The organism is Albidovulum inexpectatum (assembly GCF_002927635.1).
Taxonomy (GTDB): Bacteria; Pseudomonadota; Alphaproteobacteria; order Rhodobacterales; family Rhodobacteraceae; genus Albidovulum; species Albidovulum inexpectatum.
This window is the reverse complement of record NZ_PRDS01000001.1, coordinates 55,893-80,170: the sequence shown is the minus strand read 5'-3', so window position 1 is coordinate 80,170 and position 24,278 is coordinate 55,893. Positions and strand designations below refer to the sequence as shown.

The following is a 24,278-nucleotide window of genomic DNA, read 5'->3' as shown; positions in this document are numbered from 1 at the left end:
AAACCGCTCGGCTGGAATTCGTGTCGATCCGCTTGGCAGCGGATCGCAAAGGAAAAGGGGCGCGGCATTGCCGCGCCCCCTGCCTGCAAATGTGCACGGGCTGCTGCTGTCAACTGTCCTCGTCGTCATCGGCGACGTCTGCGATCTCGTCCAGCGAGACCGTGTCATCGTCGTCGTCTTCCAGCAGATCATCGTCCAGATCCGCATCGCCGGCATCGGCGTCCAGATCCTCGGTATCCAGATCCGTATCCAGATCGTCGTCCTTCAGCGCGGTCTGATCGGTGACCACCGTCCGGCCCGAACCGCTCAGCAGATCTTCCAGCGTGAAGCTTTGGCCGCATTCCGGGCAGGTCATCGGATCGCGGCCCAGGTCATAGAATTTGCTGCCGCAATGCGGGCAAAGGCGCTTGACGCCCCATTCGTCCTTGGCCATGGAACACTCCTTCCGTGCACGTCTGTTCGAGAGTCGATGCCAACTGCCACAACGTGGGCAGGCTGTCAAAGGCTTTTGGCGTGGGCCGCGACCGGGGCTTTCCCATTCCGGCCGAAACGGTAATCTTGGCGCAAAGGCGGCACCATGACACGACACATCCTTCCCGGCGATCCCCCGATCACGATCACCTTGCGCAAATCCGCACGCGCAAGGCGCTACAGCCTGCGTGTCAGCCGCCTTGATGGCCGCGTGACCTTGTCGGTGCCTGCGCTGGGAACGGATCAAGAGGCGATCGACTTCGCCCGGCAGAAAGAGCCATGGTTGCGCCGGGTGCTGCAGCAGGCGGGGGAAGGTCGCCCGGTCGTCATCGGCGGATCGCTGCCGTTTGAAGGCCGGCAGCTGATCGTTGCCGAAGGGGCAATGCGCGCGCCGGTCGTCATGGATGACAAGATCCTGCTGCCGTCAGGAGCGCGGCCCGGCCCGGTCCTGAAGGCTTTCCTGAAGGCGTCAGCGCGTGAGCGTCTGTGGTCTGCCAGCCACGATTTCGCATCCCGCCTGGGGCGCGAATTCAGCCGCATCACGTTGCGCGATACCCGGTCGCGTTGGGGGTCCTGCACATCGGACGGGCGATTGATGTATTCTTGGCGTCTTGTCATGGCGCCCTTGCCGGTCTTGCGCTATGTCGCCGCGCATGAGGTCGCGCATCTCGTCCACATGGACCACTCGCCCCGCTTCTGGTCGGTCGTTGCCGAACTGATGCCCGACTATGCCGAGCACCGCGCCTGGCTGAAGCAGAACGGCGGCGCATTGCTTCTTGTGGATTTCGGCGCATGAACATGCCAGGCGCGGCGCGGCGTTGACGCTGGCGCCGGATTTGTGATCACTGCTGCCATGCAGACTCAAACCCGCCCCACGGATATTGCCCAGGTGGCCCATGACCGCATCTACCGGTCGTTGCGCCAGAAGATCATGCATGGCGAGCTGGCCCCGGGGCAGGCGCTGACATTGCGCGGACTTGCCAATACCTATGGCGTATCGATGACGCCGGTGCGCGAGGCGCTGCGAAGGCTCGCGGCCGAAGGCGCGCTGACCCTTTCGGCCTCGGGCCGGGTCACGACGCCGGAACTTTCGCCCGAGCGGATCGAGGAGCTTGCCGCCCTGCGTGCCCTGATCGAGACCGAGCTTGCCAGCCGCGCCCTGCCGCGCGCGCATCTGGCACTGATTGAACGGCTGCAGTCGATCAATTCGGCCAATGCCGAGGCCGCGGTCAAGGGCGATGCCGTAGGCTATATACGGACCAACCTGGAGTTTCACCGAACGCTGTATCTGCGCGCGCAGGCCCCGGCGATGCTGGCGATTGCCGAAACCGTATGGCTGCAGCTTGGCCCGACGATGCGCGCGGTCTATGCGCGGCTGACCCGGACCGAGGCGCCGCGCCATCACCGCATGATCATCGCCGCGCTCAAGGCCGGGGATGAACCCGCGCTGCGGCTTGCGGTGCGCACCGACGTGACGCACGGCCTGCGACACCTGACCCAGTAGCGGCTCGCCCCGCTTGCCTTTTCGTTTCATGAGCAGGGCCGTTCGGGCCCGGGGCGAGGGCCTTCTGGCATCCCAATTCTTGTGTCTTCCCACGCCGCCGGCGTCCGGGCCGTTTCGTGTCTGGTTGGTTTGGGGGGTGCATCGTCCCGGCATATATGACCGCCGGATTCCCAAGCGGGTGCGCGAATGCCTGGGCATCGTGTCGATCTTGTCCATTGGCCTGCATCTGTGGGGCCAGCGCCGTGCAGTTGCCGGCTGTTTTCGGCATGCACGGTTCGCGCTGATCATGCTGCAATCAACATCCCGGCGCGTGGATCACTTTCCTTTGTTCCCAAGCATACCCGCCTGAGGTGCTCGCCGGGCCAAGGCCTGTTGTCGGCAGCGCCAGAACTTGGCAGGGTTCATCCTCCGGCCAAGGGCGGAATGGCCGGTTCTGAACTTGCAAGCCTGTTGCGCACGCCTGTGTCGCAGGACCGAAAAAGGGCGCCCGGCGGGGCGCCCCTTCACGTCTTCCGGCGATCCCGATCAGGCGTGGATCGCGCCATCGCCACAGGCCAGGGCGGCTTCGCGCACAGCCTCTGAATAGGTCGGATGGGCGTGGCAGGTCAGCGCGATATCCTCGGCCGAGGCGCCAAATTCCATGGCGACGCAGATCTCGTGAATCAAATCGCCAGCCGCGGGCCCGATGATATGGGCGCCAAGGATCCGATCGGTTTCCTTGTCGGCAAGGATCTTGACGAATCCTTCGCCCTGGAACACGGCCTTGGCGCGTCCGTTGCCCATGAAGCTGAACTTGCCCACCTTGTAGGCGCGCCCCTCTTCCTTCAGCTGCTGTTCAGTCTTGCCGACGGCGGCGACCTCGGGCGTGGTATAGATCACCGACGGGATGACACCATAATTGACATGCCCGTGGCGGCCGGCAATGACCTCGGCCACGGCCATGCCTTCGTCCTCGGCCTTGTGGGCCAGCATCGGCCCCTTGACGGCATCGCCGATCGCATAGATCCCCGGCACATTGGTGCGCCAGTGATCGTCGATGCGGATCTGGCCGCGCGGCTCCATCTCGACGCCCAGCGACTCGAGCCCAAGCCCCGCGGTGAAGGGACGCCGGCCGGTGGCAACCAGCACGCAGTCAGCCTCGAGCGTGGCCTCGCTGTCGTCCTTGCGCAGCTTGTAGGTGACGCTGGCCTTGCCCTTCGCCGCCTTGGTCTCCTGCACGGCTGCGCCAAGCACGAAGTCCAGCCCCTGCTTGGACAGGATGCGCTGGAACGTGCGCTGAACCTCGGTATCCATTCCGGGCGTGATGTGGTCGAGATACTCGACCACGGTCACCTTCGTGCCCAGCCGGGCATAGACCGAGCCAAGTTCCAGCCCGATCACGCCCGCGCCGATCACGATCATCGACTTCGGCACCTTGGGCAGGGCCAGCGCGCCCGTGGAATCGACGATCACCCCGCCATCGTTGTCGACCGTGACGCCCGGTAGGCTGGACGGTTCCGACCCGCTGGCGATGACGATGTTCTTCGCGCCGTGGATCTCGTCCCCGACCTTGACCTTGCCGGGTTCCGGGATCGAGCCCCAGCCCTTCAGCCAGGTGATCTTGTTCTTCTTGAACAGGAACTCGATGCCCTTGGTGTTCTGGCCGATCACGTCGTCCTTGTAGGCCAGCATCTGTTTCCAGTCGACCTTGGGCTTGGCCACGGTCAGACCCATCTTTGCGAAATTGTGCTCGGCCTCGTGCAGCGAATGCGAGGCATGCAGCAGCGCCTTGGACGGGATGCAGCCGACATTCAGACAGGTGCCGCCCAGGGTGTCGCGTCCTTCGACGACGGCCGTCTTCAGCCCGAGCTGCGCACAGCGAATGGCGCAGACATAGCCACCGGGGCCCGCACCGATGACGATGACGTCGAACTCTGCCATGGAATTCTCCTTCGTGGTGGTGTGTGGCGCGGGGTCTCAGGCCGCCAGCGCAACAAGATAAAGGAATACAGTGGCGGCAAATCCTGCCAGCCACAGCAAGGTGCGCAAGCCTATGATGCCAAATCCATAGGCGGGAACATACAGGACCCGTGCCAGCAGAAAGGCCTTGGCCGCCGTCAGCGTCCCCGGCGTAAAGGCGTCTTTCGCTGCAAGGATCAGGATCGCGGGCGCAAACAGCGTCATTGCGGTGATCGAGTTGCTCAGCGCGCGATCCAGCCGGCCGGTGATGCCGCGCAGGCTGCGCTGTTCGTCGCGCGATGACAGCAGATAGCCCATGCCAAGCTGGCTCATCATCCCGGACACCTTCAGGATCAGGACCAACGCGGTGTACAGGCCGTATAGCGCAAGGATGTTCAGTTCACTGGACATTGGCATTCCTTCCTGCGTGGCATTAGCCGGCGGCAAGCCATTGCCGGCATGTCGGCGTGGCCCGGACCACAGGTCCGGGCCGCCTTGTTGTCAAAGATCCATCAACAGACGACGCGGGTCTTCCAGGGCTTCCTTCACACGGACAAGGAAGGTCACCGCGCCCTTGCCGTCCACGATCCGGTGGTCATAGGACAGCGCAAGATACATCATCGGACGGATCACGATCTGGCCATTCACCACGACCGGACGCTCTTGAATCTTGTGCATGCCCAGGATGCCGGACTGCGGGGGATTCAGGATCGGCGAGGACATGAGCGAGCCATAGACTCCGCCATTCGAGATGGTGAAGCTGCCGCCCTGCATCTCGGCCATGGTCAGCTTGCCCTCGCGGGCGCGCTTGCCCAGCTCGGCGATCTTCTTTTCGATCTCGGCAAAGGAAAGCCGATCGGCATCGCGCACGACGGGAACCACCAGGCCCTGCGGCGTGCCCACGGCCACGCCCATGTGGACATAATGCTTGTAGACGATGTCGTTGCCGTCGATCTCGGCATTGACCTCGGGCACTTCCTTCAGCGCATGGCAGCAGGCCTTCACGAAGAAGGACATGAAGCCAAGCTTGACGCCGTGCTTCTTCTCGAACGCTTCCTTGTAGGAGTTGCGCAGGTCCATGATGCCCGACATGTCCACCTCGTTGTAGGTGGTCAGGATCGCGGCGGTGTTCTGCGCATCCTTCAGGCGGCGGGCGATGGTCGCGCGCAGACGGGTCATGCGCACGCGTTCCTCGCGGGCGGCGTCCTCGGCCGGGACGGGCGCGCGCGGGGCAGGGGCCGGTTCAACGGGGCGCGGCGCGGCAGAGGCAGCGGCAGCCGCGCGGGCGACGTCTTCCTTCATGATGCGGCCGTCGCGGCCCGTGCCCTGAACCTGATCGGGCGACAGCCCGGCCTCGGCCATGGCCTTTTTCGCCGAGGGCGCGTGCTCGACATCCTTGCCCGCGGCAGCCGGCGTGGGCGCGGGCTCTTCCGTCGCTGCCGCCGGGGCGGTTGCAGCGGCGCCCGCCGCCCCCTCGACGATGACGGCCAGGCGGGCCTTGGCATCGACCGTGGTGCCTTCCGGCGCAAGGATCTCGGCCAGGACACCGGACGTGGGCGCGGGAACCTCGACCGATACCTTGTCGGTTTCCAGCTCGCACAGCATTTCGTCGGCCGCGACAGGGTCGCCGACCTTTTTGAACCAGGTTGCGACGGTCGCCTCGGTCACGCTTTCGCCAAGCGTCGGCACCATCACGTCAACTTTTTTCTCGGCCATGTTGCTCTCTTCGGCTTGCGGGGCGGTCTGCGCGCCCTTTTTCGGGGTCATCTCTTCGGGGCCGGCATTGCCCTCTTCGGCGATCACGGCCAGTAGCGCGCCGGTGGCGACCGTCTCGCCCTCGGGCACCACGATCTCGGCCAGGCGGCCGGCTGCGGGGCTGGGGACCTCGACGGTGACCTTGTCGGTTTCCAGCTCGCACAGCATCTCGTCGGCGGCCACCATGTCCCCGGGTTTCTTGAACCAGGTCGCGACGGTCGCCTCGGTCACGCTTTCGCCCAGCGTGGGCACTTTGACTTCGACACTCATCAGGCTTTGCCTCCGATCGTCAGCGCCTCGTCAACCAAGGCGTCCTGTTCCTGCTTGTGCTTGCTGGCCAGACCGGTTGCCGGCGATGCCGAGGCATGGCGGCCGACATAGACCGGGCGCTTGACCTTGCTGCCGATGCGGTTCAGCACCCATTCGATATTCGGCTCGACGAAGAACCAGGCGCCCTGGTTCTTGGGCTCTTCCTGGCACCAGATCACATCGGCGTTCGGGAAGCGCGACAGCTCCTTCATCATCGACTGGGCCGGGAACGGATAGAACTGCTCGAGCCGCAGCAGATAGATGTCGTTCAGCCCGCGCTTGTCGCGTTCGGCCAGAAGGTCGAAATAGACCTTGCCCGAGCACAGCACGACGCGGCGGATCTTTTCGTCCGGAGCCAGTTCCAGGTCCGAATGGCCCTTTTCGGCATCGTCCCAGAGAACCCGATGGAAGGTCGAGCCCGTCGTGAAGTCTTCGGCATCGCTGATGCACATCGGATGGCGCAGCAGCGACTTCGGCGTCATCAGGATCAGCGGCTTGCGGAACGTGCGGTGCAGCTGCCGGCGCAGGATGTGGAAATAGTTCGCCGGCGTCGTGCAATTGGCCACGATCCAGTTGTCCTGAGCGCAAAGCTGCAGGAACCGCTCCAGCCGGGCCGAGCTGTGTTCGGGACCCTGTCCTTCATAGCCGTGCGGCAACAGGCAGACCAGGCCCGACATGCGCAGCCATTTCGATTCGCCCGAGGAAATGAACTGGTCGAACATGATCTGCGCGCCGTTGGCGAAATCGCCGAACTGGGCTTCCCACATGACCAGTGCCTTCGGCTCGGCCAGCGAATAGCCATATTCGAAGCCAAGCACCGCGTATTCCGACAGCATCGAGTCGATGACCTCGAAGCGGCTCTGGCCCGGCCGGATATGGTTCAGCGGATAATACCGTTCCTCGGTCGTCTGATCGACATAGGCCGCATGGCGCTGGCTGAACGTGCCCCGGGTGCTGTCCTGGCCCGAAAGGCGGACCGGGAAGCCTTCGACCAGCAGCGAGCCAAAGGCCAGCGCCTCGGCCGTGGCCCAGTCGAATCCCTTGCCGGTTTCGAACATGCGGGCCTTGTTGTCGATGATCCGCGCCACGGTCTTGTGAAGGTCAAAGCCCTCGGGAACGGTCGTGATCGCCTTGCCGACCGCCTGCATGACCTCGGGCGTGATCGCGGTATTGCCCGGCGTGTATTCCTTGCCCTCGCGATCCAGTCCGGACCAGCGGCCGTCCAGCCAGTCGGCCTTGTTCGGCTTGTAGGTCTTGGCCGCTTCGAATTCCTCGTTCAGATGGGCCTGGAACGCGGCCTTGAGATCCTCGATCTCGCCCTCGGGGATCAGGCCGTCCTTGACCAGCCGTTCGGTGTACAGCTGCAGCGTCGTCTTGTGCGCCTTGATCCGCTTGTACATCACCGGGTTGGTGAACATCGGCTCATCGCCTTCGTTGTGACCGAAGCGGCGATAGCAGAACATGTCGATCACCACGTCCTTGCCGAATTTCTGGCGGAACTCGGTGGCGACCTTGGCGGCATGTACGACAGCCTCGGGGTCGTCGCCGTTCACATGGAAGATCGGCGCCTCGACCATCAGGGCGATGTCGGTCGGATAGGGCGACGAGCGCGAGAAATGCGGCGCGGTGGTGAAGCCGATCTGGTTGTTGACCACGATGTGGATCGTGCCGCCGGTGCGGTGACCACGCAGCCCCGACAGGCCAAAGCACTCGGCCACGACGCCCTGGCCGGCAAATGCCGCGTCCCCATGCAGCAGCACGGGCAGAACCGCCCGGCGCTCGGTATCGCCGTGCTGGTCCTGCTTGGCCCGCGCCTTGCCCAGGACGACCGGGTTCACGGCTTCCAGGTGGCTGGGGTTCGCCGTCAGCGACAGGTGCACCTTGTTGCCGTCGAATTCTCGGTCGGAACTGGCGCCCAGATGGTATTTGACGTCGCCCGAACCATCGACATCCTCGGGCTTGAAGCTGCCGCCCTGGAATTCGTTGAAGATCGCGCGATAGGGCTTGCCCATCACGTTGGCCAGGATGTTCAGGCGCCCGCGATGCGGCATGCCGATGACGATTTCCTTGACCCCCAGCGCGCCGCCGCGCTTGATGATCTGCTCCATCGCCGGGATCAGCGCCTCGCCACCGTCAAGGCCGAAGCGCTTGGTTCCCATGTACTTGACATGCAGGAACTTCTCGAAGCCCTCGGCCTCGACCAGCTTGTTCAGGATCGCCCGGCGCCCTTCGCGGGTAAAGGTGATTTCCTTGCCGTAGCCCTCGATCCGCTCTTTCAGCCAGGCAGCCTGCTCAGGGTCGGAAATGTGCATGAATTGCAGCGCGAACGTGCCGCAATAGGTGCGCTTCACGATGTCCAGGATCTGGCGCATCGTGGCGTGTTCCAGCCCCAGCACCTTGTCCAGGAAGATCGGCCGGTCCATGTCGGCTTCGGTAAAGCCATAGGTCCTGGGATCAAGTTCGGGGTGCAGCGTCTTGTCCCGCATTCCCAGCGGATCGAGATCGGCGATCAGGTGGCCGCGGATCCGATAGGCGCGGATCAGCATCAGGGCGCGGATCGAATCCAGAACCGCCTGGCGTACCTGGGCGTCGGATACTTCGACACCCATCTTCTGGGCGCGCGCCTTGATCTTGTCGCCCGCCCCCTTCACTTCGGCCGCGGCGGCGGGCCATTCGCCGGTCAGCGCGGCGGTCAGTTCGTCATTCGGCGCGGGCGGCCAGTCGGATCGCTTCCAGGATGCCCCCTGGGCCTCGCGCTGGACTTCGTCCGCGCGATCGCCCAGCGACCGAAAGAAGTCGGCCCAGCTGGCATCGACCGAATCCGGGTCCTGCGCAAAGCGGGCATAGAGTTGTTCGACATATTCCGCATTCGCACCCTGCAGAAAGCTTGATGCGTGGAACTGCTTGTTGGGGGACTGTTCTGTCATGGTCTCAAACGGCCGCGATGGCCTCTCCTGTCGTGAACAGACATCTCTGGCGCCGTGGGTCCGTTTCGGGCGGCGCGGGTTGATCGGGGCGCGGTGTCATGAACGCGCCATGCGCAGGCGCCGCGCGATGCGCGCGACGAAGCCGGATTGCCCCGGCGCGGGCCTTGGCCACCGGGGATGTTCTTCCAGAGAATACCCGAAACGGCGAAAATCCTCGGAATAGAATGCGCCGATGCGGGCAAGCGTTTCAGGGCGAAGCCGTAATCTTGGCGAATCCGAAGACATTTTCGACTTGCGGATGTTCTCGGGGGGGATGTGGCGCTCGCCGTCCGCGTTGCCGGCAAGCGCGTCGAGATGCGCCACGACCGCATCCAGGCCGTCCTCCAGCCGAAACACGACTGCATCCCGCGGAACCAGATCGGATTGCGGACGCAGATGGTTGTCATAGGCGAACGGCTCGCTGGCGGATCGGTTCAGCCAGTCGTCGAAAAAGTCATTCACGCTCCAGGTCTCGGGGACCGTCGCCTCGACCTCGGCCTGAAAACGAAAGGCCGAAATCAGGCGCGAGACCGGATGTCGCACCACGGCAAAGGATGAGGCGATCCATTCCGGGGGGATCAGGCGGTACAGGTCCTCGACCGCGACATGTTGCGGCGATGTCTGCGACCAGCGCATCCGGGCAGGCCGTGAAAAATGCGAGCTGTCCAGGAATGCAAGCGATCCAAAGCGCGCGCGCAGATAGGCCTCGACGGACGAGCCGGCACATTTGGGCACATGCGCGAAATAGTGCAGCCTGTCGCCAATCCGAAAGAACGGCATGTCCGTCACCCTGGTGAAGCGCCGCCCCAGACTGGACCGGGGCGGCGCAAAACTCAACCGATGGCCTTCAGCACGGCCTGGCCCAGCTCGGCGGGGCTGTCTGCGACGACGATGCCGGCCGATTTCATCGCCTCGATCTTGGCTTCGGCGCCACCCTGGCCGCCCGAGACGATGGCGCCCGCATGGCCCATCCGGCGGCCCGGAGGCGCGGTGCGCCCGGCGATGAAGCCGGCGACCGGCTTCTTGCGGCCGCGCTTCGCTTCGTCCTTCAGGAACTGCGCGGCTTCTTCCTCGGCCGTCCCGCCGATCTCGCCGATCATGATGATGGCTTCGGTTTCGTCATCGGCCAGGAACCATTCCAGAACATCGATATGCTCGGTGCCCTTGATCGGGTCGCCGCCGATGCCGACACAGGTGGACTGGCCCAGACCCACATCCGTGGTCTGCTTGACGGCCTCGTAGGTCAGCGTGCCCGAACGGGACACCACGCCAACCTTGCCGCGCTTGTGGATGTGGCCCGGCATGATGCCGATCTTGCATTCGCCCGGCGTGATGACGCCCGGGCAGTTCGGGCCGATCAGGATCGAACCCGAATTCTGCAGCACCCGCTTGACGCGCATCATGTCCAGCACCGGGATGCCTTCGGTGATGCAGACGATCAGCTCCATGCCCGCATCGATCGCCTCCAGGATCGAGTCGGCCGCAAAGGGCGGGGGCACATAGATGACCGTCGCGTTCGCCTCGGTCTTTTCCTTTGCCTCGTGCACCGAGTTGAAGACCGGCAGGCCCAGATGGGTTTGCCCGCCCTTGCCCGGGGTCACGCCACCGACCATCTTCGTGCCATAGGCGATGGCCTGTTCGGTATGAAAGGTGCCCTGGCTGCCGGTGATGCCCTGGCAGATGACTTTGGTGTCCTTGTTGACGAGAATGGCCATTTTCTTACCCCTTCACCGCCTTGACGATCTTTTGCGCGGCATCCGACAGATCGTCGGCGGCAATCACGTTCAGGCCGGATTTCTCGATGATTTCCTTGCCCTTTTCGACATTGGTCCCTTCCAGCCGGACGACCAGGGGAACCTTCAGGCCCACTTCCTTGACCGCCTCGACGATGCCTTCGGCGATGATGTCGCAGCGCATGATGCCGCCAAAGATATTGACCAGGATGCCCTTCACGTTCGGATCGGAGGTGATGATCTTGAACGCCTCGGTCACCTTCTCCTTGGTGGCACCACCGCCCACGTCAAGGAAGTTGGCGGGCTCCGCTCCGTAGAGCTTGATGATGTCCATCGTCGCCATCGCGAGGCCCGCGCCGTTGACCATGCAGCCGATCTCGCCGTCCAGCGCGATGTAGTTGAGGTCGTATTTCGACGCCTCCAGCTCCTTGGGGTCTTCCTCGGTCGGGTCGCGCAGATCGGCGATGTCGGGGTGCCGATACAGCGCGTTGCCGTCAAAGCTCATCTTGGCGTCCAGGCATTTCAGGTTGCCCTCGGGCGTCACGATCAGCGGGTTGATCTCCAGCAGCTCGACATCCTTTTCGATGAACAGCCGATAGAGATTGCGGACAAGCTGGACGCATTGCTTGATCTGGGCGCCTTCCAGGCCCAGCGCAAAGGCGACGCGGCGGCCGTGGAAATCCGACAGGCCCGAAGCCGGATCGACCGAGAAGCTGAGGATTTTCTCGGGGGTCTTTTCGGCGACCTCCTCGATGTCCATGCCGCCTTCGGTCGAGCAGACGAACGCCACGCGAGAGGTCTTGCGGTCGATCAGAAGCGCCAGGTAAAGTTCGCGCGCAATGTCCGACCCGTCCTCGATATAGACACGGTTGACCTGTTTGCCCGCGGGGCCGGTCTGATGCGTCACCAGCGTGCGGCCCAGCATCCGGCGGGCCTCCATCGCGGCTTCCTCGACCGATCTGGCCAGGCGCACACCGCCCTTGTCGCCCGCCTCGGGTTCCTTGAAATGTCCCTTGCCGCGGCCGCCGGCATGGATCTGCGCCTTGACGACCCAAAGCGGGCCATCAAGTTCGCCCGCCGCGGTCTTGGCCTCTTCGGCCCGCAGCACGACGCGGCCATCCGAGACCGGCGCGCCATAGCTGCGCAGAAGGGCCTTGGCCTGATATTCGTGGATATTCATCGCTGGTCCCCGTATCCGTTCGGTTCATGTCGCTCTATGCACGGAAATCATCGCCGGCGAAACGGATTCTTGGGGTTCGATCGCGGCAGGGGGCAAAAAAGCGCACAATGTGATCACAGGTTTGAAGGGTGTGATCACATACGCATGTCTTGCAGGCCCATGCCGGGTGGAGCGCAAAAAGGGCGCCGCGATTCCCTTCGCGGCGCCCGATCCTGGTGTGCGGTCACGTCAGGCGAGCGACGGCTCGATGCCCTTGCAGGCTTCGACAAGCGTATTCACGGCATTGACCGATTTGTCGAACATGGCGCGTTCTTCGGCGTTCATGTCGATCTCGACCACGCGCTCGACCCCGCCGGCACCCAGCACGGTCGGGACGCCCACATACAGGCCCTTCAGCCCATAGGCGCCATCCACATAGGCCGCGCAGGGCAGGACACGCTTCTGATCCTTCAGATAGGCCTCGGCCATCTCGATGGCGCTGGTCGCAGGTGCGTAGAAGGCCGATCCGGTCTTCAGCAGGCCAACGATCTCGGCCCCGCCGTCGCGGGTGCGCTGAACGATCGCGTCCAGCTTTTCCTGCGTGGTCCATCCCATCTTCACCAGGTCGGGCAGGGGAATGCCCGCAACCGTCGAATAACGCACCATCGGCACCATCGTATCGCCGTGGCCGCCAAGGACGAATGCCGTGACGTCGCGCATCGACACGCCGAATTCCAGCGACAGGAAGTGGCGGAAGCGTGCCGAGTCGAGAACGCCAGCCATGCCCACCACCTTGTTGGTCGGCAGGCCGCTGAACTTCTGCAGCGCCCAGACCATCGCGTCCAGCGGGTTGGTGATGCAGATCACAAAGGCGTTGGGGGCGTGGGCCTTGATGCCTTCGCCCACCGATTTCATGACCTTGAGGTTGATCCCCAGAAGGTCGTCGCGGCTCATGCCCGGTTTGCGCGGCACGCCCGCGGTGACGATGCATACATCGGCGCCGGCGATATCGGCATAGTCGTTCGTGCCCTTCAGCACGGCGTCGAAGCCTTCGACAGGGCCCGACTGCGCGATGTCCAGCGCCTTGCCCTGCGGCGTGCCTTCGGCGATGTCGAACAGCACGATGTCGCCAAGTTCCTTGAGCGCCGCCAGATGGGCAAGCGTTCCGCCGATCTGACCGGCGCCGATAAGGGCAATCCTGGGTCTGGCCATGATGAATTCTCCGCATATGGGTAAGGTTCGCGGCATTGGGTAATCCCTTGGCGGCCGCCGCGCAAGCCCGCCGCGAGGTGACAGCGCTAACGCCCCGCACGGATCCGGCGCTGCAGATCGGCCTTGCCATGGCCCACGGGAACGCTAAGCCTGCCCCGTGTTCAGAAGGGGGCGCGCGCGTGGAAGGGCAGGGTTTCTGGTTTGCGGCGACGATCGCGGCCATGCTGGTCGGCTTGTCGAAGGGGGGGCTGCCCGTCGTCGGGATGCTGGCCGTGCCGGTCCTGTCGCTGACGATCTCGCCGGTCGCGGCGGCGGGGCTGTTGCTGCCGGTCTATGTCGTTTCGGATGTCTTCGGAGTCTACGCCTACCGCCATGCCTTCGATCGGCGCGTGCTGATGATCCTTGCGCCCGCGGCCATTCTGGGGATCGGCCTAGGATGGCTGACGGCCGCCAACGTGCCCGAGGCGCTGGTAGGCGGAATCGTGGGGCTGATCGGTCTGGGCTATTCGCTGATCCTGCTGTTCGGACGCCCGTCCCATGCCGTCGGCCGCAAACCGCGCATCGCGCCCGGGCTCGTCTGGGGGTCGCTTGCGGGTTATACCAGCTTCGTCAGTCATTCCGGCGCCCCGCCCTATCAGGTCTATGTCATGCCGCTGGGGCTGGACAAGGCGACCTATGCCGGAACCACGACCTTCTTCTTTGCCTTCGTCAATGCCGTGAAGCTGATACCCTATTTTGCGCTTGGACAGCTGTCGCCGGGCAACCTGTCTGTCGCGGCATGGCTGTTCATCCCGGCCGTCCTGTCGGTCCTTCTGGGCTACTGGCTGCTGCGCATCATTCCGCAGGCGCTTTTCTTCCGGCTGGTCACATATGCACTGCTTGGCATTTCGGCACGGCTGGTCTGGCAGGCGCTGATGCAGATCGGCTGATGCCCCGACGTAAAATTCTGCGCTGCGGCAAATTCGTCCTTGCCGAAAATGCCAGAACCGTGCTTCTTGGCGAAAGATTATTGCGAGGAGGATTCGATGACCGCTGCGGATGACCGCCTGCGCCCCTATCGATCGGTTCTGTACATCCCCGGTTCGCGCGAACGTGCGCTGGACAAGGCGCGAGAGCTGCCGGCGGATGCGATCATCTTCGATCTCGAGGATGCCGTGGCCGCAGACGAAAAGGAAAATGCGCGCGGGTTGCTGCGCAAGAAGCTTGCCGCGACGGATTACGGTCCCCGCGCGAGGATCGTCCGCATCAACGGGCTGGACACGCCATGGGGGCAGGACGATCTGGCCGCATTCGCGGATGCGGACATTGAAGCGATCCTGGTTCCAAAGGTGGGTTCGGCCGCCGATATCGAAAGCGTGGCCGGCCGCGTGCCCGACACGCCGATCTGGGCGATGATGGAAACGCCACAGGCCATGCTGAATGCGGCCGAGATCGCCGCGCATCCGCGGCTTGCCGGCATGGTGATGGGCACGAACGATCTGGCCAAGGAACTGGGCTGCCGGTTCCGCGCGGACCGGTTGCCATTGATGACGAGCCTGCAGCTCTGCCTTCTGGCCGCGCGCGCGCATGGCCTGGTGATCGTCGATGGGGTTTACAATGCGTTCAGGGACGAGGACGGCCTGCGCGCGGAATGCCGACAGAGCCGTGATCTCGGATTCGATGGCAAGACCGTGATCCACCCCGCGCAGATCGAGATCGCGAACGAGGAATTCGCCCCGTCAGAGGATGAAATCGAAATGGCTCGCCGTCAGATCCAGGCCTTCGAGGAGGCCGAGCGCGAAGGCAAGGGGGTGGCGGTCGTCGATGGCAAGATCGTCGAGAACCTGCACGTCGTGACGGCCCGTCAGATACTTGCGCGCGCACAAGCTATTGCAATGCGTGCGAAATAGGGGAAACTGCATGCCTATCATCCCTGTTGGAGGAACGGTTCGTGCAGATCCTGATTGCGGGCGTGGCGCTGTGGTGGGTGTCTCATCTGTTCAAGCGACTGGCGCCAGGCCTTCGCGCGCGGATTGGCGACGGTCCGGGCAAGCTGATTGTCACGGTCGCTTCGATCGTGGCCATCGTCCTGATGGTGATCGGCTACCGTCAGGCGGAATTCGTTCCGATCTATACGCCTTTGCCGGGGATGGGGCATCTCAACAACCTTCTGATGCTGATCGCGATGTTCCTCTTTGCGCTGTCGCACAGCAAGGGCAGCCTGAGGCCCCGCATCCGGCATCCGATGCTGGCTTCGGTGGTCGTCTGGTCGATCGCGCATCTTCTTGTGAATGGCGATCTGGCGTCGATCGTCCTTTTCGGCGGTGTCGGGCTGTGGGCCGTGGTCTCGATGCTGCTCATCAATGCGCGGGATCCCTGGGTGCCGCCAGCGCCCGGACCGGTCAGGAAGGATATCGTCGCCGCGATCATTGCGCTTGTCGTCTATGGCATCGTCGCGGCAATTCACAGCTGGCTTGGCTACAACCCGTTCCTGGGGACTTACGGCTAGACCGTGCTGTTCCGCCCGGGCCGGGCCGGCGGAACAGGGAGACATGACAGGATGAAGACGAATCCCGGCCGATTCTTCGAGGATTACCGCCTGGGCGAAGTGATCGAACACGCCGTGCCGCGCACCGTGGGACACGGGGAACGGGCGCTCTATCACGCGCTCTATCCGGCCCGGCACGCCATCCATTCCTCGGACGAATTTGCACGCGCCTGCGGCCTTCCTTCGGCGCCGCTGGATGACCTGATCGCCTTCCATACCGTCTTTGGCAAGACCGTGCCCGATATCTCGCTGAATGCGGTGGCCAATCTTGGCTATGCCGAGGGTCGGTGGCTCCGGCCGGTCTGGCCGGGCGATACCTTGCGCGCGCGCTCGACCGTGATCGGGTTGAAGCAAAATTCGAACGGCAAGTCGGGCGTCGTCTGGGTTCGCACCGAGGGCCTGAACCAGCACGAAGAGATCGTTCTGAGCTATGTTCGCTGGGTCATGGTGCGCAAGCGGAATGCCGAGGCACCCGCGCCGAAGGTCACGATTCCCGAACTTGCCGACCATGTGGCGCCCACGCATCTTGTCGTGCCAAAGGGGCTTGATTTCTCGGCCTATGATTTCGGTCTTGCCGGAGAGAGCTATCGCTGGGGCGATTATCAGATCGGGGAACGCATCGATCACGTCGATGCGGTCACGATCGAAGAGGCCGAACACATGCTGGCCACCCGCCTTTGGCAGAACACGGCCAAGGTGCATTTCGACGCAACGGCGCGGGACGATGGCAGGCGGCTGATCTATGGGGGCCATGTCATCAGCCTTGCACGCGCGCTCAGCTTCAATGGGCTTGCGAATGCGCAGATGATCGTGGCGCTCAACGCGGGCGCCCATGCAAATCCGTGCTTTGCCGGCGATACGATTCGCGCCTGGTCCGAGGTGCTGGACAAGGCCGAGACGGACGCGCCCGGTGTGGGGGCCTTGCGCCTGCGTCTGGTCGCTGTCCGTGCCGAGGCGCCGGATTTCGCCTTGCGCGGCGAGGATGGCAAATACCTGCCGGACGTCCTGCTGGATCTGGACTACTGGGTGCTGGCACCGCGATGATCGCGTGGCGACTCGGATGGCCGTTCAGGCATGGAATGGACGCGAGAATTCACCCGTCGCGTGATCACAAAAAATTTTTGCGTGATCACATAGCACCGTGTTTGCGCTAACAATTTCCGTTTGACGGCCCTTTTGCCATTCGCGGCGTGACAAGCGGAACTTTTGCGCTATGACATTGGCAGGTCCCGGGTTTCGAATGGCGCCTGGGCAAGGCACGAGGGGAAAAGACCATGGCCGATGTCAACCGGGGCAATCGCCCGTTGTCGCCACATCTGCAGATCTACCGCCCGCAGCTGACCTCGATCACATCGATCCTGACACGGATCACGGGCAATGCGCTGATCGTGGCGTCCATTCTGATCGTCTGGTGGTTCCTGGCCGCCGCGACCGGGCCCGACTACTTTGCCGTCGCAGACGGCGTGTTGCGCAGCTGGTTTGGCAAGCTGGTATTCTTCGGATCGGTCTGGGCCGTCTGGTATCATTTCCTCGCCGGCATCCGGCACCTGATCTATGACAGCGGTCGCGGGCTGGATATCGAGACGGCCGAGAAACTGGGCTGGACCTGCATCATCGGATCGGTCCTGCTGACCGTGATCACGTTCGTCATTCTGTGACAGGAGACGGAAGATGCACTTTCTGACCGACCGCAAGCGCGCCGAAGGTCTGGGTTCGGCCCGGTCCGGCACGATGCACCACTGGATCATGCAGGTTTCCGCCGTCGGGCTGGCCGTGCTGATCCCGTTGTTCGTCTTCACCTTCGGCAGCATCCTGGGCGCCCCTCACGAGGAAGTCGTGGCCTATTACGAACGCCCCTTCCCGTCGATCGTGGCCGGGCTGACGATCCTTGTCGGCCTCTATCACTTTCGCCAGGGCGCACAGATCATGATCGAGGATTATACCCGCGGCCTGACGCGCAAGGCGCTGATCGTTGCGACCATCTGCCTGTCCTATGCGCTGATGGCGACTGGACTTTACGCGCTGATCCGTCTGGCGCTCTGAGGAACTGGACATGACCGCTTATCCCTACGAAGTACACAATTTCGACGTGGTCGTGGTCGGCGCCGGCGGCGCGGGCCTGCGTGCCACGCTGGGCATGGCCGAACAGGGCCTGCGCACGGCCTGCATCACCAAGGTGTTCCCGACCCGCAGCCATACCGTCGCCGCCCAGGGCGGCATCGCGGCCAGCCTCGGCAACATGGGCCCCGACAACTGGCAGTGGCACATGTACGACACCGTCAAGGGGTCGGACTGGCTGGGCGACATGGACGCGATGGAATATCTCGCCCGCGAGGCTCCAAAGGCCGTCTATGAGCTCGAACATTACGGCGTGCCGTTCTCGCGCACCGAGGAGGGCAAGATCTACCAGCGTCCCTTCGGCGGCCATACGACCGAGTTCGGCGAAGGCCCCCCGGTTCAGCGGACCTGCGCCGCGGCAGACCGGACCGGCCATGCGATCCTGCACACGCTCTATGGCCAGTCGCTGAAGCAGAAGGCCGAGTTCTATATCGAATATTTCGCGATCGACCTGATCATCACCGACGGCGCCTGTACCGGGGTCGTTGCATGGAAGCTGGATGACGGCACGATCCACGTCTTCAACGCCAAGATGACCGTGCTGGCCACCGGCGGCTACGGCCGGGCCTATTTCAGCGCAACCTCGGCCCATACCTGCACCGGCGATGGCGGCGGGATGGTGGCGCGTGCGGGCTTGCCGCTGCAGGACATGGAATTCGTCCAGTTCCATCCGACCGGCATCTATGGCGCAGGCTGCCTGATCACGGAAGGCGCGCGCGGCGAGGGCGGCTACCTCACCAATTCCGAGGGCGAACGCTTCATGGAGCGCTATGCGCCGACCTACAAGGATCTGGCGAGCCGCGACGTCGTCAGCCGCTGCATGACGATCGAGATCCGCGAGGGCCGTGGCGTGGGAGAGCACAAGGACCACATCTATCTGCACCTCAACCACCTGCCACCCGAAACGCTGGCCGAACGCCTGCCGGGCATCTCGGAAAGTGCCCGCATCTTTGCCGGCGTCGATGTCACCAAGGAGCCGATCCCGGTCATCCCGACGGTGCATTACAACATGGGCGGCATTCCGACGAACTACATGGGCGAGGTGCTGAACCCCACGCCGGACGATCCCGACCGCGTGTTTCCCGGCCTGATGGCCGTGGGCGAGGCGGGCTGCGCCAGCGTGCATGGCGCGAACCGGCTGGGCTCGAACTCGCTGATCGACCTCGTGGTGTTCGGACGCGCCGCCGCGATCCGCGCCGGGGAAGTCGTGAATCCGAAGGAACCGCCGCGCGAGGTCAACAAGTCGGAAGTGGATCGCATCCTCGACCGCTTCGACCGTCTGCGTCACGCCAATGGCACCGTGCCCACGGCCGAGCTGCGGCTCGAGATGCAGCGCACGATGCAGAATGACGCCGCCGTTTTCCGTTCGTCCAAGACGCTGGCCGAGGGGGTCGAGAAGATGACCGCCGTGGCCGCCAAGCTGGACGATCTGAAGGTCACCGACCGGTCTCTGATCTGGAACAGTGACCTGATGGAGACGCTGGAGCTGACGAACCTGATGCCGAACGCCCTGGCGACCATCGTCTCGGCCGAGGCGCGGCACGAAAGCCGTGGCGCCCATGCGCACGAGGACTATCCCGAGCGCGACGACGTCAACTGGCGCAAGCACACGCTGGCCTGGGTCGAGGGCAACAAGGTGCGACTCGATTATCGTCCGGTCCATACCGAGCCGCTGACGCCGCCGGAAAAGGGCGGGATCGATCCGAAGAAGGTCGCTCCCAAGGCGCGGGTGTACTGATGCGCCTGATCGCGCCCATGACCGGCCTTGCGCTGATCGTGGCGGTATCGGCCTGCGTGCAGGACGATACGCCACCAGCGGGTGCGCGCCTCGCATATACACCTCCGCAAAAGGGAACCGCGGTTCTGTCGGGAGGCGCGGGCTATCATGGCGCCTATCTTAAGGAAGTCGCGCCGGAAAACGCTCAGCCGTCTACGGAACAGCCGGCCGAGCCCGGGAAACTGCCGCTGCCGACGCAATATCCCCTGCTGCCCGGGGATGCCGAGCTTTGGGCGACCCTGACTCGGGAACAGCAGGAACGTGCCCTGCAGTTCCTTCGCGACGGATCGACGATCCGCGCCTCGCTGGAGGTGGATTGAAGATGCTGCGCGTGGCCGCCCTGCTTGCGATTGCAACGCTTACGGCCTGTGGCCCGATCCCGGTCGAGCGTGCCGAGCAGCAATGTCTCGAGCGCGCCCGCCTGGCCGCCGGCCCGCGCGGGACGATTGCCGTCGGCGTCGGTTCGGATGGTCCGGCGTCGCGCGTCGAGATCGAGATGTCGACCGAATGGCTGCAGGGGCGCGACCCGGCCGAGGCCTATGCCGCCTGCGTCTATCAGAAATCCGGCCAGCCGCCGCGCCGGCCGCTCTATGATCTGCCCGATTGGAAGGGATAAGACATGGTCCAGTTCACGCTTCCCAAGAATTCGAAGATCCGGGTCGGCAAGACCTGGCCAAAGCCGGAAGGCGCCAAGAACGTGCGCAAGTTCCAGATCTATCGCTGGGACCCGGACAGCGGCGAAAACCCGCGGATCGACACCTATTTCCTGGACATGGACCGTTGCGGCCCGATGGTTCTGGATGCGTTGATCAAGATCAAGAACGAGATCGACCCCACGCTGACCTTCCGCCGTTCCTGCCGCGAGGGCATCTGCGGCTCCTGCGCGATGAATATCGACGGGATCAATACGCTGGCCTGCATCTATGGTCTGGACGAGATCAAGGGCGACGTGAAGATCTATCCGCTGCCCCACATGCCGGTCATCAAGGACCTGGTGCCGGACCTGACGCATTTCTATGCCCAGCATGCCAGCATCATGCCCTGGCTGGAGACCAAGACGAACCGGCCGGAAAAGGAATGGCGTCAATCGATCGAGGACCGCAAGAAGCTTGATGGTCTTTATGAATGCGTGATGTGTGCATCCTGCTCGACCGCGTGCCCCAGTTACTGGTGGAACGGCGACAAGTATCTTGGGCCCGCCGCGCTGCTTCATGCCTATCGCTGGATCATCGACTCGCGTGACGAGGCCACGGGCGAACGGCTGGATCAGCTGGAGGATCCCTTCAAGCTGTATCGGTGCCATACCATCATGAACTGCACCAAGACCTGTCCGAAGGGTCTGAATCCGGCCAAGGCGATCGCCGAGATCAAGAAGCTGATGGTTGAACGCCAGATCTGATTCATCGGCAAGGGGTGGGCGTGCTGCCCCTTGCAATTTCGGATGCCAGTGACTTTATCGGGCGGGTCCGCCGTCATCGGAGACCGCCCGTGACCCAGCCTGCCGATCGCCAGGGCCAGAAGACCATGCGCATGCGTATCCGCCGCTGGCTGGTGCGCATCAACCGGTCTGTCCCGCCCGGACTGCGCGTGGTCGTGGGGCTGTTGTTGATCGTTGGCGGCATATTCGGCTTCCTGCCAGTGCTGGGGTTCTGGATGATCCCGCTTGGTATCGGCGTGGCCTGGCTGGACCTGCGCGCGCTGTGCCGGCTGCGAAAGACGCGACAGCGATAGGGACGTCTAGGTTGCAGCCGCGCCGATCGTCAGATCCACGGGCGCCAGGCCATCGATTTCGCCATGCAGGCGATCCCCCTCGCCGACGGGGCCGACACCGGCAGGCGTTCCGGTCATGATCAGGTCTCCGGGGCGAAGGTGGTACAATGTGGACAGGTGGGCGATCAGCTCGGGGACCGACCAGACCATGTCATCCAGCCGCGCCGATTGTGCCAGCCGGTCGTTGACCCACAGGCGAATTCCCTGCGGTCCGATCCGGCCGAATTCGGTACGTGGCGTGATCGGCCCGACGACGGCGGCGTTCTCGAAATCCTTGCCCGTGTCCCAAGGGCGGCGCCGCTCCTTGGCATGGGCCTGAAGATCGCGCCGGGTCATGTCCAGCCCCGCGGCATAACCCAGCACAAGATCTGTTGCCTGATCGACATCCACCCGGAAGCCACCCTTCCCCAGCGCGACGACGAATTCCATTTCGTGGTGCAGGTCCTGGGTCCCCGGGGGATAGGGTACACTTGCACCCGAATGCACCAGATGCAGGGGGGACTTGGTGAAGTAGAAGGGCGCCTGTCGGTCTACCTCGGAGCCCATTTCGCGGGCATGATCCACGTAATTGCGTCCGACGCAAAAGATGCGGCTGACGGGGAACTCCTCGCCCCTGCCCTGGATGGGCAGGGTGACGGGTAGGGGAGCGGGGAAAAGAAGCCGTGTCATTCGCCGTAGGGAACCCAGATGTTCTTGATCTGCGTGGCGCGGTGCAGGAATTCGCGCCCCTGTCCATCCTTTCCGCGCCAGTCGCGGTTGGGGAAGGTCCATGTGACCTTCAGGTTGCCCGCGCTTTCGCTTTCGACCATTTCCCGGCCTGCTTCGTCGCCGCAATACCACAGGGCGTCCACGTCGTCATGCTGGGCCAACACGCGCGCCAGTTCGTCCTTGGCGCCGGTCACGATATTCACCACTCCGCCCGGCACATCCGAGGTTTCCAGCACCTGGTAGAAGTCCGTCGCGGCCAGCGGCATCGACTGGGCCGGCACGGCCACGACCCGGTTGCCCATCGCGATCGCCGGCAGAACCATGCTGATCAGGCCCAGAAGCGGCGCGTCGTTCGGGCAGACGACCCCCATCACGCCAAAGGGTTCCGGCATTGCCAGTGTCACATGTGCAGACTTGGTCGAATGGACGGCCCCGTCGAACTTGTCGGCCTGGGCCGCATACCAGAAGGTGCGCCGGATCGCGGTTTCGACCTCCTCGCGGGGCTTGGATACGCCCATCTCTTTCAGCCGTTCGGCAAATCCTTCTGCGCGCGCCGCCAAGTTTTCGGCCAGATAGTACAGGACCTGGGCACGATTGTGGCCGGTTGCCTTGCTCCAGCCCGTGGCCTTGTGTGCGGCCTCGACGGCGTTCCGGATATCCTTGCGATTCCCAAGGCCCGCAAGCCCGATCTCCTTGCCCTTGGCAAGGACGGCGTAGGAATAGCCCGAATCGGGACGCTTCTGAGCGCCGCCGATATACAGTTTTGCCGTCCGATCGATCGGTGCCTCGGCCCGGATCGGCGCGGGCTTGTCCGCAGGATGCGGCGCGGCGTCGATCGGGGTTGGCTGGGCCTCGGGCCGTGTCTTCGGGCCGGGCCAGCTCAGGTATTCCCGCATGCCTTCGCGACCGCCCTCGCGCCCAAAGCCGCTTTCGCGGTAGCCGCCAAAGCCCGCGCCGGCGTCGAAGACATTGGTCGAGTTCACCCAGACCACACCCGCCTTGACCCTGGATGCGACATCGAGCGCAAGGTTCACGTTTTCGCTCCAGATCGACGCGGCCAGCCCATAGCGGCTGTTGTTGGCCAGTGTCACGGCCTCGTCGGGCGTGCGGAAGGTCGTCACCGTTGCATAGGGGCCGAAGATTTCCGTGTCAGACAGGATATTGGCCGGGGCGACATCGGTCAGATAACCGGGCGCAAGGAAGCAGCCGCGATCGGGCAGCTGGACGGGCGCGGTGTGCAGCCTTGCGCCCTGTGCTTCTCCCTCGGCAATCAGCCGGCGGATGCGCTGTACCTGGACCGGCGCCACGATGGCGCCGATATCGGTGCACTTGTCCAGCGGGTCGCCCACGCGCAACTTCGCCATGCGGGTCGCCAGACGCTTCTGAAAGACCGGGGCGATCGACTCGGCCACCAATATCCGGCTGCCTGCGCAACAGACCTGTCCCTGATTGAACCAGATGGAATCGACCACGCCTTCGACGGCGGCGTCCAGATCGGCATCGGCAAAGACGATGAAGGGTGACTTGCCGCCCAGTTCCAGCGTCAGCTTGACGTCACGACCGGCGGTCGCCTTGCGGATCGCGCGGCCAACCTCGGTCGAGCCGGTGAACGCGATCTTGTCGACCGGCGCATCGACCAGCGCCGCGCCCGTTGCGCCGTCGCCCGTAACGATATTGACCACGCCGCGGGGCAGGCCGATCTCGGCACAGATCTCGGCAAAGGCCAGCGCGGTCAGCGGCGTGAACTCGGCCGGCTTCAGCACGACCGTGTTCCCCGCAGCAAGCGCCGGCGCGATCTTCCAGGCCAGCATCAGCAGCGGAAAGTTCCAGGGGATGATCTGACCGCAGACGCCAACGGGCTGGGCGCCCGGAAACTCGTCCTCGAGGATCTCGGCCCAGCCGGCATGGTGATAGAAGTGGCGCGCGGCCAAGGGCACGTCGATATCGCGCGATTCCCGGATCGGCTTGCCGTTGTCCAGCGTTTCCAGCACCGCAAGGAAGCGTTCGCGCTTCTGGATGTGCCGGGCCAGCGCATACAGCCATTTGGCCCGCTCGTGCCCGGGCAGACGTGACCAAGCGGGCAATGCCGCCCTTGCCGCGGCAACTGCGCGTTCGATGTCGGCGGCGCTGCCCTGGGATACCTGCGCCAGAACCTCGCCCGTCGCGGGATTGGCCGTATCGAATGTCTCGCCGGGTTCGGTGAAGGCACCGTCAATGTAGTGACCAAAGCGCGCGCGGGCCTTCAGCCAGTTCATGACCTGATCGGCGGCTTCCGGTGCGGGGCCATATTCCATTGTTTCCAGGATTTCCTTGACGCTGGGCATGTTGACC

Annotated in this window: 24 protein-coding genes; 13 read left to right on the top strand and 11 right to left on the bottom strand. The window is 64.0% G+C overall.

The window, feature by feature from the left end; genetic code table 11:
- Nucleotides 1-109: 109 nt before the first annotated feature.
- The gene (locus tag LV82_RS00420) at nucleotides 110-433 is read right to left on the bottom strand and encodes a TIGR02300 family protein (RefSeq protein ID WP_104068752.1); all 324 of its coding nucleotides are present in this window, start codon (nucleotides 431-433) and stop codon (nucleotides 110-112) included.
- 144 nt (nucleotides 434-577) lie between these two features.
- Between LV82_RS00420 and LV82_RS00415 the strand changes: the two genes are divergently transcribed.
- Both LV82_RS00415 and LV82_RS00410 read left to right on the top strand, forming a co-directional pair.
- Nucleotides 578-1,267: a M48 family metallopeptidase gene (locus LV82_RS00415; RefSeq protein WP_104068751.1), complete on the top strand. Its 690-nt coding sequence runs from the start codon at nucleotides 578-580 to the stop codon at nucleotides 1,265-1,267.
- A 57-nt stretch (nucleotides 1,268-1,324) separates the two neighbouring features.
- Nucleotides 1,325-1,975, top strand: coding sequence for a GntR family transcriptional regulator (locus LV82_RS00410; protein WP_104068750.1), 651 nt, complete (start codon nucleotides 1,325-1,327; stop codon nucleotides 1,973-1,975).
- 525 nt (nucleotides 1,976-2,500) lie between these two features.
- On the opposite strand, the gene lpdA is transcribed toward LV82_RS00410, so the two are convergent.
- The 8 genes from lpdA to mdh form a co-directional block, all read right to left on the bottom strand.
- A complete protein-coding gene (gene lpdA, locus LV82_RS00400) occupies nucleotides 2,501-3,895 on the bottom strand; it encodes a dihydrolipoyl dehydrogenase (RefSeq protein ID WP_104068748.1) in 1,395 nt (464 codons plus the stop codon).
- 36 nt (nucleotides 3,896-3,931) lie between these two features.
- Nucleotides 3,932-4,324 carry an MAPEG family protein gene (locus tag LV82_RS00395; protein ID WP_104068747.1) on the bottom strand — a complete coding sequence of 131 codons (393 nt, stop codon included), beginning with the start codon at nucleotides 4,322-4,324 and terminating at the stop codon, nucleotides 3,932-3,934.
- A gap of 90 nt (nucleotides 4,325-4,414) precedes the next feature.
- The gene (odhB, locus tag LV82_RS00390) at nucleotides 4,415-5,938 is read right to left on the bottom strand and encodes a 2-oxoglutarate dehydrogenase complex dihydrolipoyllysine-residue succinyltransferase (protein ID WP_104068746.1); all 1,524 of its coding nucleotides are present in this window, start codon (nucleotides 5,936-5,938) and stop codon (nucleotides 4,415-4,417) included.
- On the bottom strand, nucleotides 5,938-8,904 hold the full coding sequence (locus LV82_RS00385; protein ID WP_104068745.1) for a 2-oxoglutarate dehydrogenase E1 component: 2,967 nt from the start codon (nucleotides 8,902-8,904) through the stop codon (nucleotides 5,938-5,940). Before LV82_RS00385 ends, odhB begins: the two co-directional genes overlap by 1 nt.
- A gap of 96 nt (nucleotides 8,905-9,000) precedes the next feature.
- A complete protein-coding gene (locus LV82_RS00380) occupies nucleotides 9,001-9,723 on the bottom strand; it encodes a sulfotransferase family 2 domain-containing protein (protein WP_104068744.1) in 723 nt (240 codons plus the stop codon).
- Nucleotides 9,724-9,776: 53 nt separating this feature from the next.
- Complete coding sequence (gene sucD, locus LV82_RS00375) at nucleotides 9,777-10,658, bottom strand: succinate--CoA ligase subunit alpha (protein ID WP_104068743.1); 882 nt, start codon at nucleotides 10,656-10,658, stop codon at nucleotides 9,777-9,779.
- A 4-nt stretch (nucleotides 10,659-10,662) separates the two neighbouring features.
- Nucleotides 10,663-11,856: an ADP-forming succinate--CoA ligase subunit beta gene (gene sucC / locus LV82_RS00370; protein WP_104068742.1), complete on the bottom strand. Its 1,194-nt coding sequence runs from the start codon at nucleotides 11,854-11,856 to the stop codon at nucleotides 10,663-10,665.
- Nucleotides 11,857-12,084: 228 nt separating this feature from the next.
- On the bottom strand, nucleotides 12,085-13,047 hold the full coding sequence (mdh, locus tag LV82_RS00365; RefSeq protein WP_104068741.1) for a malate dehydrogenase: 963 nt from the start codon (nucleotides 13,045-13,047) through the stop codon (nucleotides 12,085-12,087).
- A gap of 179 nt (nucleotides 13,048-13,226) precedes the next feature.
- On the opposite strand from mdh, the gene LV82_RS00360 reads away from it, so the two are divergent.
- The 11 genes from LV82_RS00360 to LV82_RS00310 all read left to right on the top strand — a co-directional run bounded on the left by LV82_RS00360 (nucleotide 13,227) and on the right by LV82_RS00310 (nucleotide 21,200).
- Nucleotides 13,227-13,976 (top strand): sulfite exporter TauE/SafE family protein, encoded by a 750-nt coding sequence (locus LV82_RS00360; protein ID WP_104068740.1) that lies wholly within the window; start codon nucleotides 13,227-13,229, stop codon nucleotides 13,974-13,976.
- Nucleotides 13,977-14,072: 96 nt separating this feature from the next.
- Entirely contained in the window at nucleotides 14,073-14,936 is an 864-nt protein-coding gene (locus tag LV82_RS00355; protein ID WP_104069249.1) for an HpcH/HpaI aldolase/citrate lyase family protein, read from the top strand.
- Nucleotides 14,937-14,977: 41 nt separating this feature from the next.
- The gene (locus tag LV82_RS00350; RefSeq protein WP_104069248.1) at nucleotides 14,978-15,535 is read left to right on the top strand and encodes an NnrU family protein; all 558 of its coding nucleotides are present in this window, start codon (nucleotides 14,978-14,980) and stop codon (nucleotides 15,533-15,535) included.
- 51 nt (nucleotides 15,536-15,586) lie between these two features.
- Nucleotides 15,587-16,618: a MaoC family dehydratase gene (locus tag LV82_RS00345; RefSeq protein WP_104068739.1), complete on the top strand. Its 1,032-nt coding sequence runs from the start codon at nucleotides 15,587-15,589 to the stop codon at nucleotides 16,616-16,618.
- A 230-nt stretch (nucleotides 16,619-16,848) separates the two neighbouring features.
- The gene (gene sdhC / locus LV82_RS00340) at nucleotides 16,849-17,232 is read left to right on the top strand and encodes a succinate dehydrogenase, cytochrome b556 subunit (RefSeq protein WP_104068738.1); all 384 of its coding nucleotides are present in this window, start codon (nucleotides 16,849-16,851) and stop codon (nucleotides 17,230-17,232) included.
- Between the two features lie 13 nt (nucleotides 17,233-17,245).
- Complete coding sequence (gene sdhD, locus LV82_RS00335; protein ID WP_104068737.1) at nucleotides 17,246-17,617, top strand: succinate dehydrogenase, hydrophobic membrane anchor protein; 372 nt, start codon at nucleotides 17,246-17,248, stop codon at nucleotides 17,615-17,617.
- Between the two features lie 10 nt (nucleotides 17,618-17,627).
- Nucleotides 17,628-19,430 (top strand): succinate dehydrogenase flavoprotein subunit, encoded by a 1,803-nt coding sequence (gene sdhA / locus LV82_RS00330; protein WP_104068736.1) that lies wholly within the window; start codon nucleotides 17,628-17,630, stop codon nucleotides 19,428-19,430.
- Nucleotides 19,430-19,789, top strand: coding sequence for a hypothetical protein (locus LV82_RS00325; RefSeq protein WP_104068735.1), 360 nt, complete (start codon nucleotides 19,430-19,432; stop codon nucleotides 19,787-19,789). Before sdhA ends, LV82_RS00325 begins: the two co-directional genes overlap by 1 nt.
- 2 nt (nucleotides 19,790-19,791) lie before the next feature.
- Nucleotides 19,792-20,085, top strand: a complete 294-nt coding sequence (locus LV82_RS00320) for a hypothetical protein (RefSeq protein ID WP_104068734.1) — start codon at nucleotides 19,792-19,794, stop codon at nucleotides 20,083-20,085.
- A gap of 3 nt (nucleotides 20,086-20,088) precedes the next feature.
- Nucleotides 20,089-20,868, top strand: coding sequence for a succinate dehydrogenase iron-sulfur subunit (locus LV82_RS00315; RefSeq protein ID WP_104068733.1), 780 nt, complete (start codon nucleotides 20,089-20,091; stop codon nucleotides 20,866-20,868).
- A gap of 89 nt (nucleotides 20,869-20,957) precedes the next feature.
- The gene (locus LV82_RS00310) at nucleotides 20,958-21,200 is read left to right on the top strand and encodes a hypothetical protein (RefSeq protein ID WP_245873018.1); all 243 of its coding nucleotides are present in this window, start codon (nucleotides 20,958-20,960) and stop codon (nucleotides 21,198-21,200) included.
- A 6-nt stretch (nucleotides 21,201-21,206) separates the two neighbouring features.
- Here the strand turns inward: LV82_RS00310 and LV82_RS00305 are convergent, their stop codons facing one another.
- Both LV82_RS00305 and LV82_RS00300 read right to left on the bottom strand, forming a co-directional pair.
- Nucleotides 21,207-21,908 (bottom strand): fumarylacetoacetate hydrolase family protein, encoded by a 702-nt coding sequence (locus tag LV82_RS00305; protein WP_104068732.1) that lies wholly within the window; start codon nucleotides 21,906-21,908, stop codon nucleotides 21,207-21,209.
- Complete coding sequence (locus LV82_RS00300) at nucleotides 21,905-24,271, bottom strand: aldehyde dehydrogenase family protein (RefSeq protein ID WP_104068731.1); 2,367 nt, start codon at nucleotides 24,269-24,271, stop codon at nucleotides 21,905-21,907. The genes LV82_RS00305 and LV82_RS00300 overlap by 4 nt, the downstream gene beginning before the upstream one ends.
- Nucleotides 24,272-24,278: the final 7 nt, after the last annotated feature.

Coding starts and splice junctions, on each gene's coding strand:
- LV82_RS00320 (WP_104068734.1), top strand. CDS start 19,792: ATGCTGCGCGTGGCCGCCCTGCTTGCGATTGCAACGCTTACGGCCTGT.
- mdh (WP_104068741.1), bottom strand. CDS start 13,047: ATGGCCAGACCCAGGATTGCCCTTATCGGCGCCGGTCAGATCGGCGGA.
- LV82_RS00420 (WP_104068752.1), bottom strand. CDS start 433: ATGGCCAAGGACGAATGGGGCGTCAAGCGCCTTTGCCCGCATTGCGGC.
- LV82_RS00355 (WP_104069249.1), top strand. CDS start 14,073: ATGACCGCTGCGGATGACCGCCTGCGCCCCTATCGATCGGTTCTGTAC.
- LV82_RS00380 (WP_104068744.1), bottom strand. CDS start 9,723: ATGCCGTTCTTTCGGATTGGCGACAGGCTGCACTATTTCGCGCATGTG.
- LV82_RS00315 (WP_104068733.1), top strand. CDS start 20,089: ATGGTCCAGTTCACGCTTCCCAAGAATTCGAAGATCCGGGTCGGCAAG.
- sdhD (WP_104068737.1), top strand. CDS start 17,246: ATGCACTTTCTGACCGACCGCAAGCGCGCCGAAGGTCTGGGTTCGGCC.
- LV82_RS00345 (WP_104068739.1), top strand. CDS start 15,587: ATGAAGACGAATCCCGGCCGATTCTTCGAGGATTACCGCCTGGGCGAA.
- LV82_RS00325 (WP_104068735.1), top strand. CDS start 19,430: ATGCGCCTGATCGCGCCCATGACCGGCCTTGCGCTGATCGTGGCGGTA.
- LV82_RS00385 (WP_104068745.1), bottom strand. CDS start 8,904: ATGACAGAACAGTCCCCCAACAAGCAGTTCCACGCATCAAGCTTTCTG.
- LV82_RS00300 (WP_104068731.1), bottom strand. CDS start 24,271: ATGCCCAGCGTCAAGGAAATCCTGGAAACAATGGAATATGGCCCCGCA.
- LV82_RS00410 (WP_104068750.1), top strand. CDS start 1,325: ATGCAGACTCAAACCCGCCCCACGGATATTGCCCAGGTGGCCCATGAC.
- LV82_RS00395 (WP_104068747.1), bottom strand. CDS start 4,324: ATGTCCAGTGAACTGAACATCCTTGCGCTATACGGCCTGTACACCGCG.
- odhB (WP_104068746.1), bottom strand. CDS start 5,938: ATGAGTGTCGAAGTCAAAGTGCCCACGCTGGGCGAAAGCGTGACCGAG.
- sdhC (WP_104068738.1), top strand. CDS start 16,849: ATGGCCGATGTCAACCGGGGCAATCGCCCGTTGTCGCCACATCTGCAG.
- LV82_RS00305 (WP_104068732.1), bottom strand. CDS start 21,908: ATGACACGGCTTCTTTTCCCCGCTCCCCTACCCGTCACCCTGCCCATC.
- sdhA (WP_104068736.1), top strand. CDS start 17,628: ATGACCGCTTATCCCTACGAAGTACACAATTTCGACGTGGTCGTGGTC.
- sucD (WP_104068743.1), bottom strand. CDS start 10,658: ATGGCCATTCTCGTCAACAAGGACACCAAAGTCATCTGCCAGGGCATC.
- lpdA (WP_104068748.1), bottom strand. CDS start 3,895: ATGGCAGAGTTCGACGTCATCGTCATCGGTGCGGGCCCCGGTGGCTAT.
- sucC (WP_104068742.1), bottom strand. CDS start 11,856: ATGAATATCCACGAATATCAGGCCAAGGCCCTTCTGCGCAGCTATGGC.
- LV82_RS00415 (WP_104068751.1), top strand. CDS start 578: ATGACACGACACATCCTTCCCGGCGATCCCCCGATCACGATCACCTTG.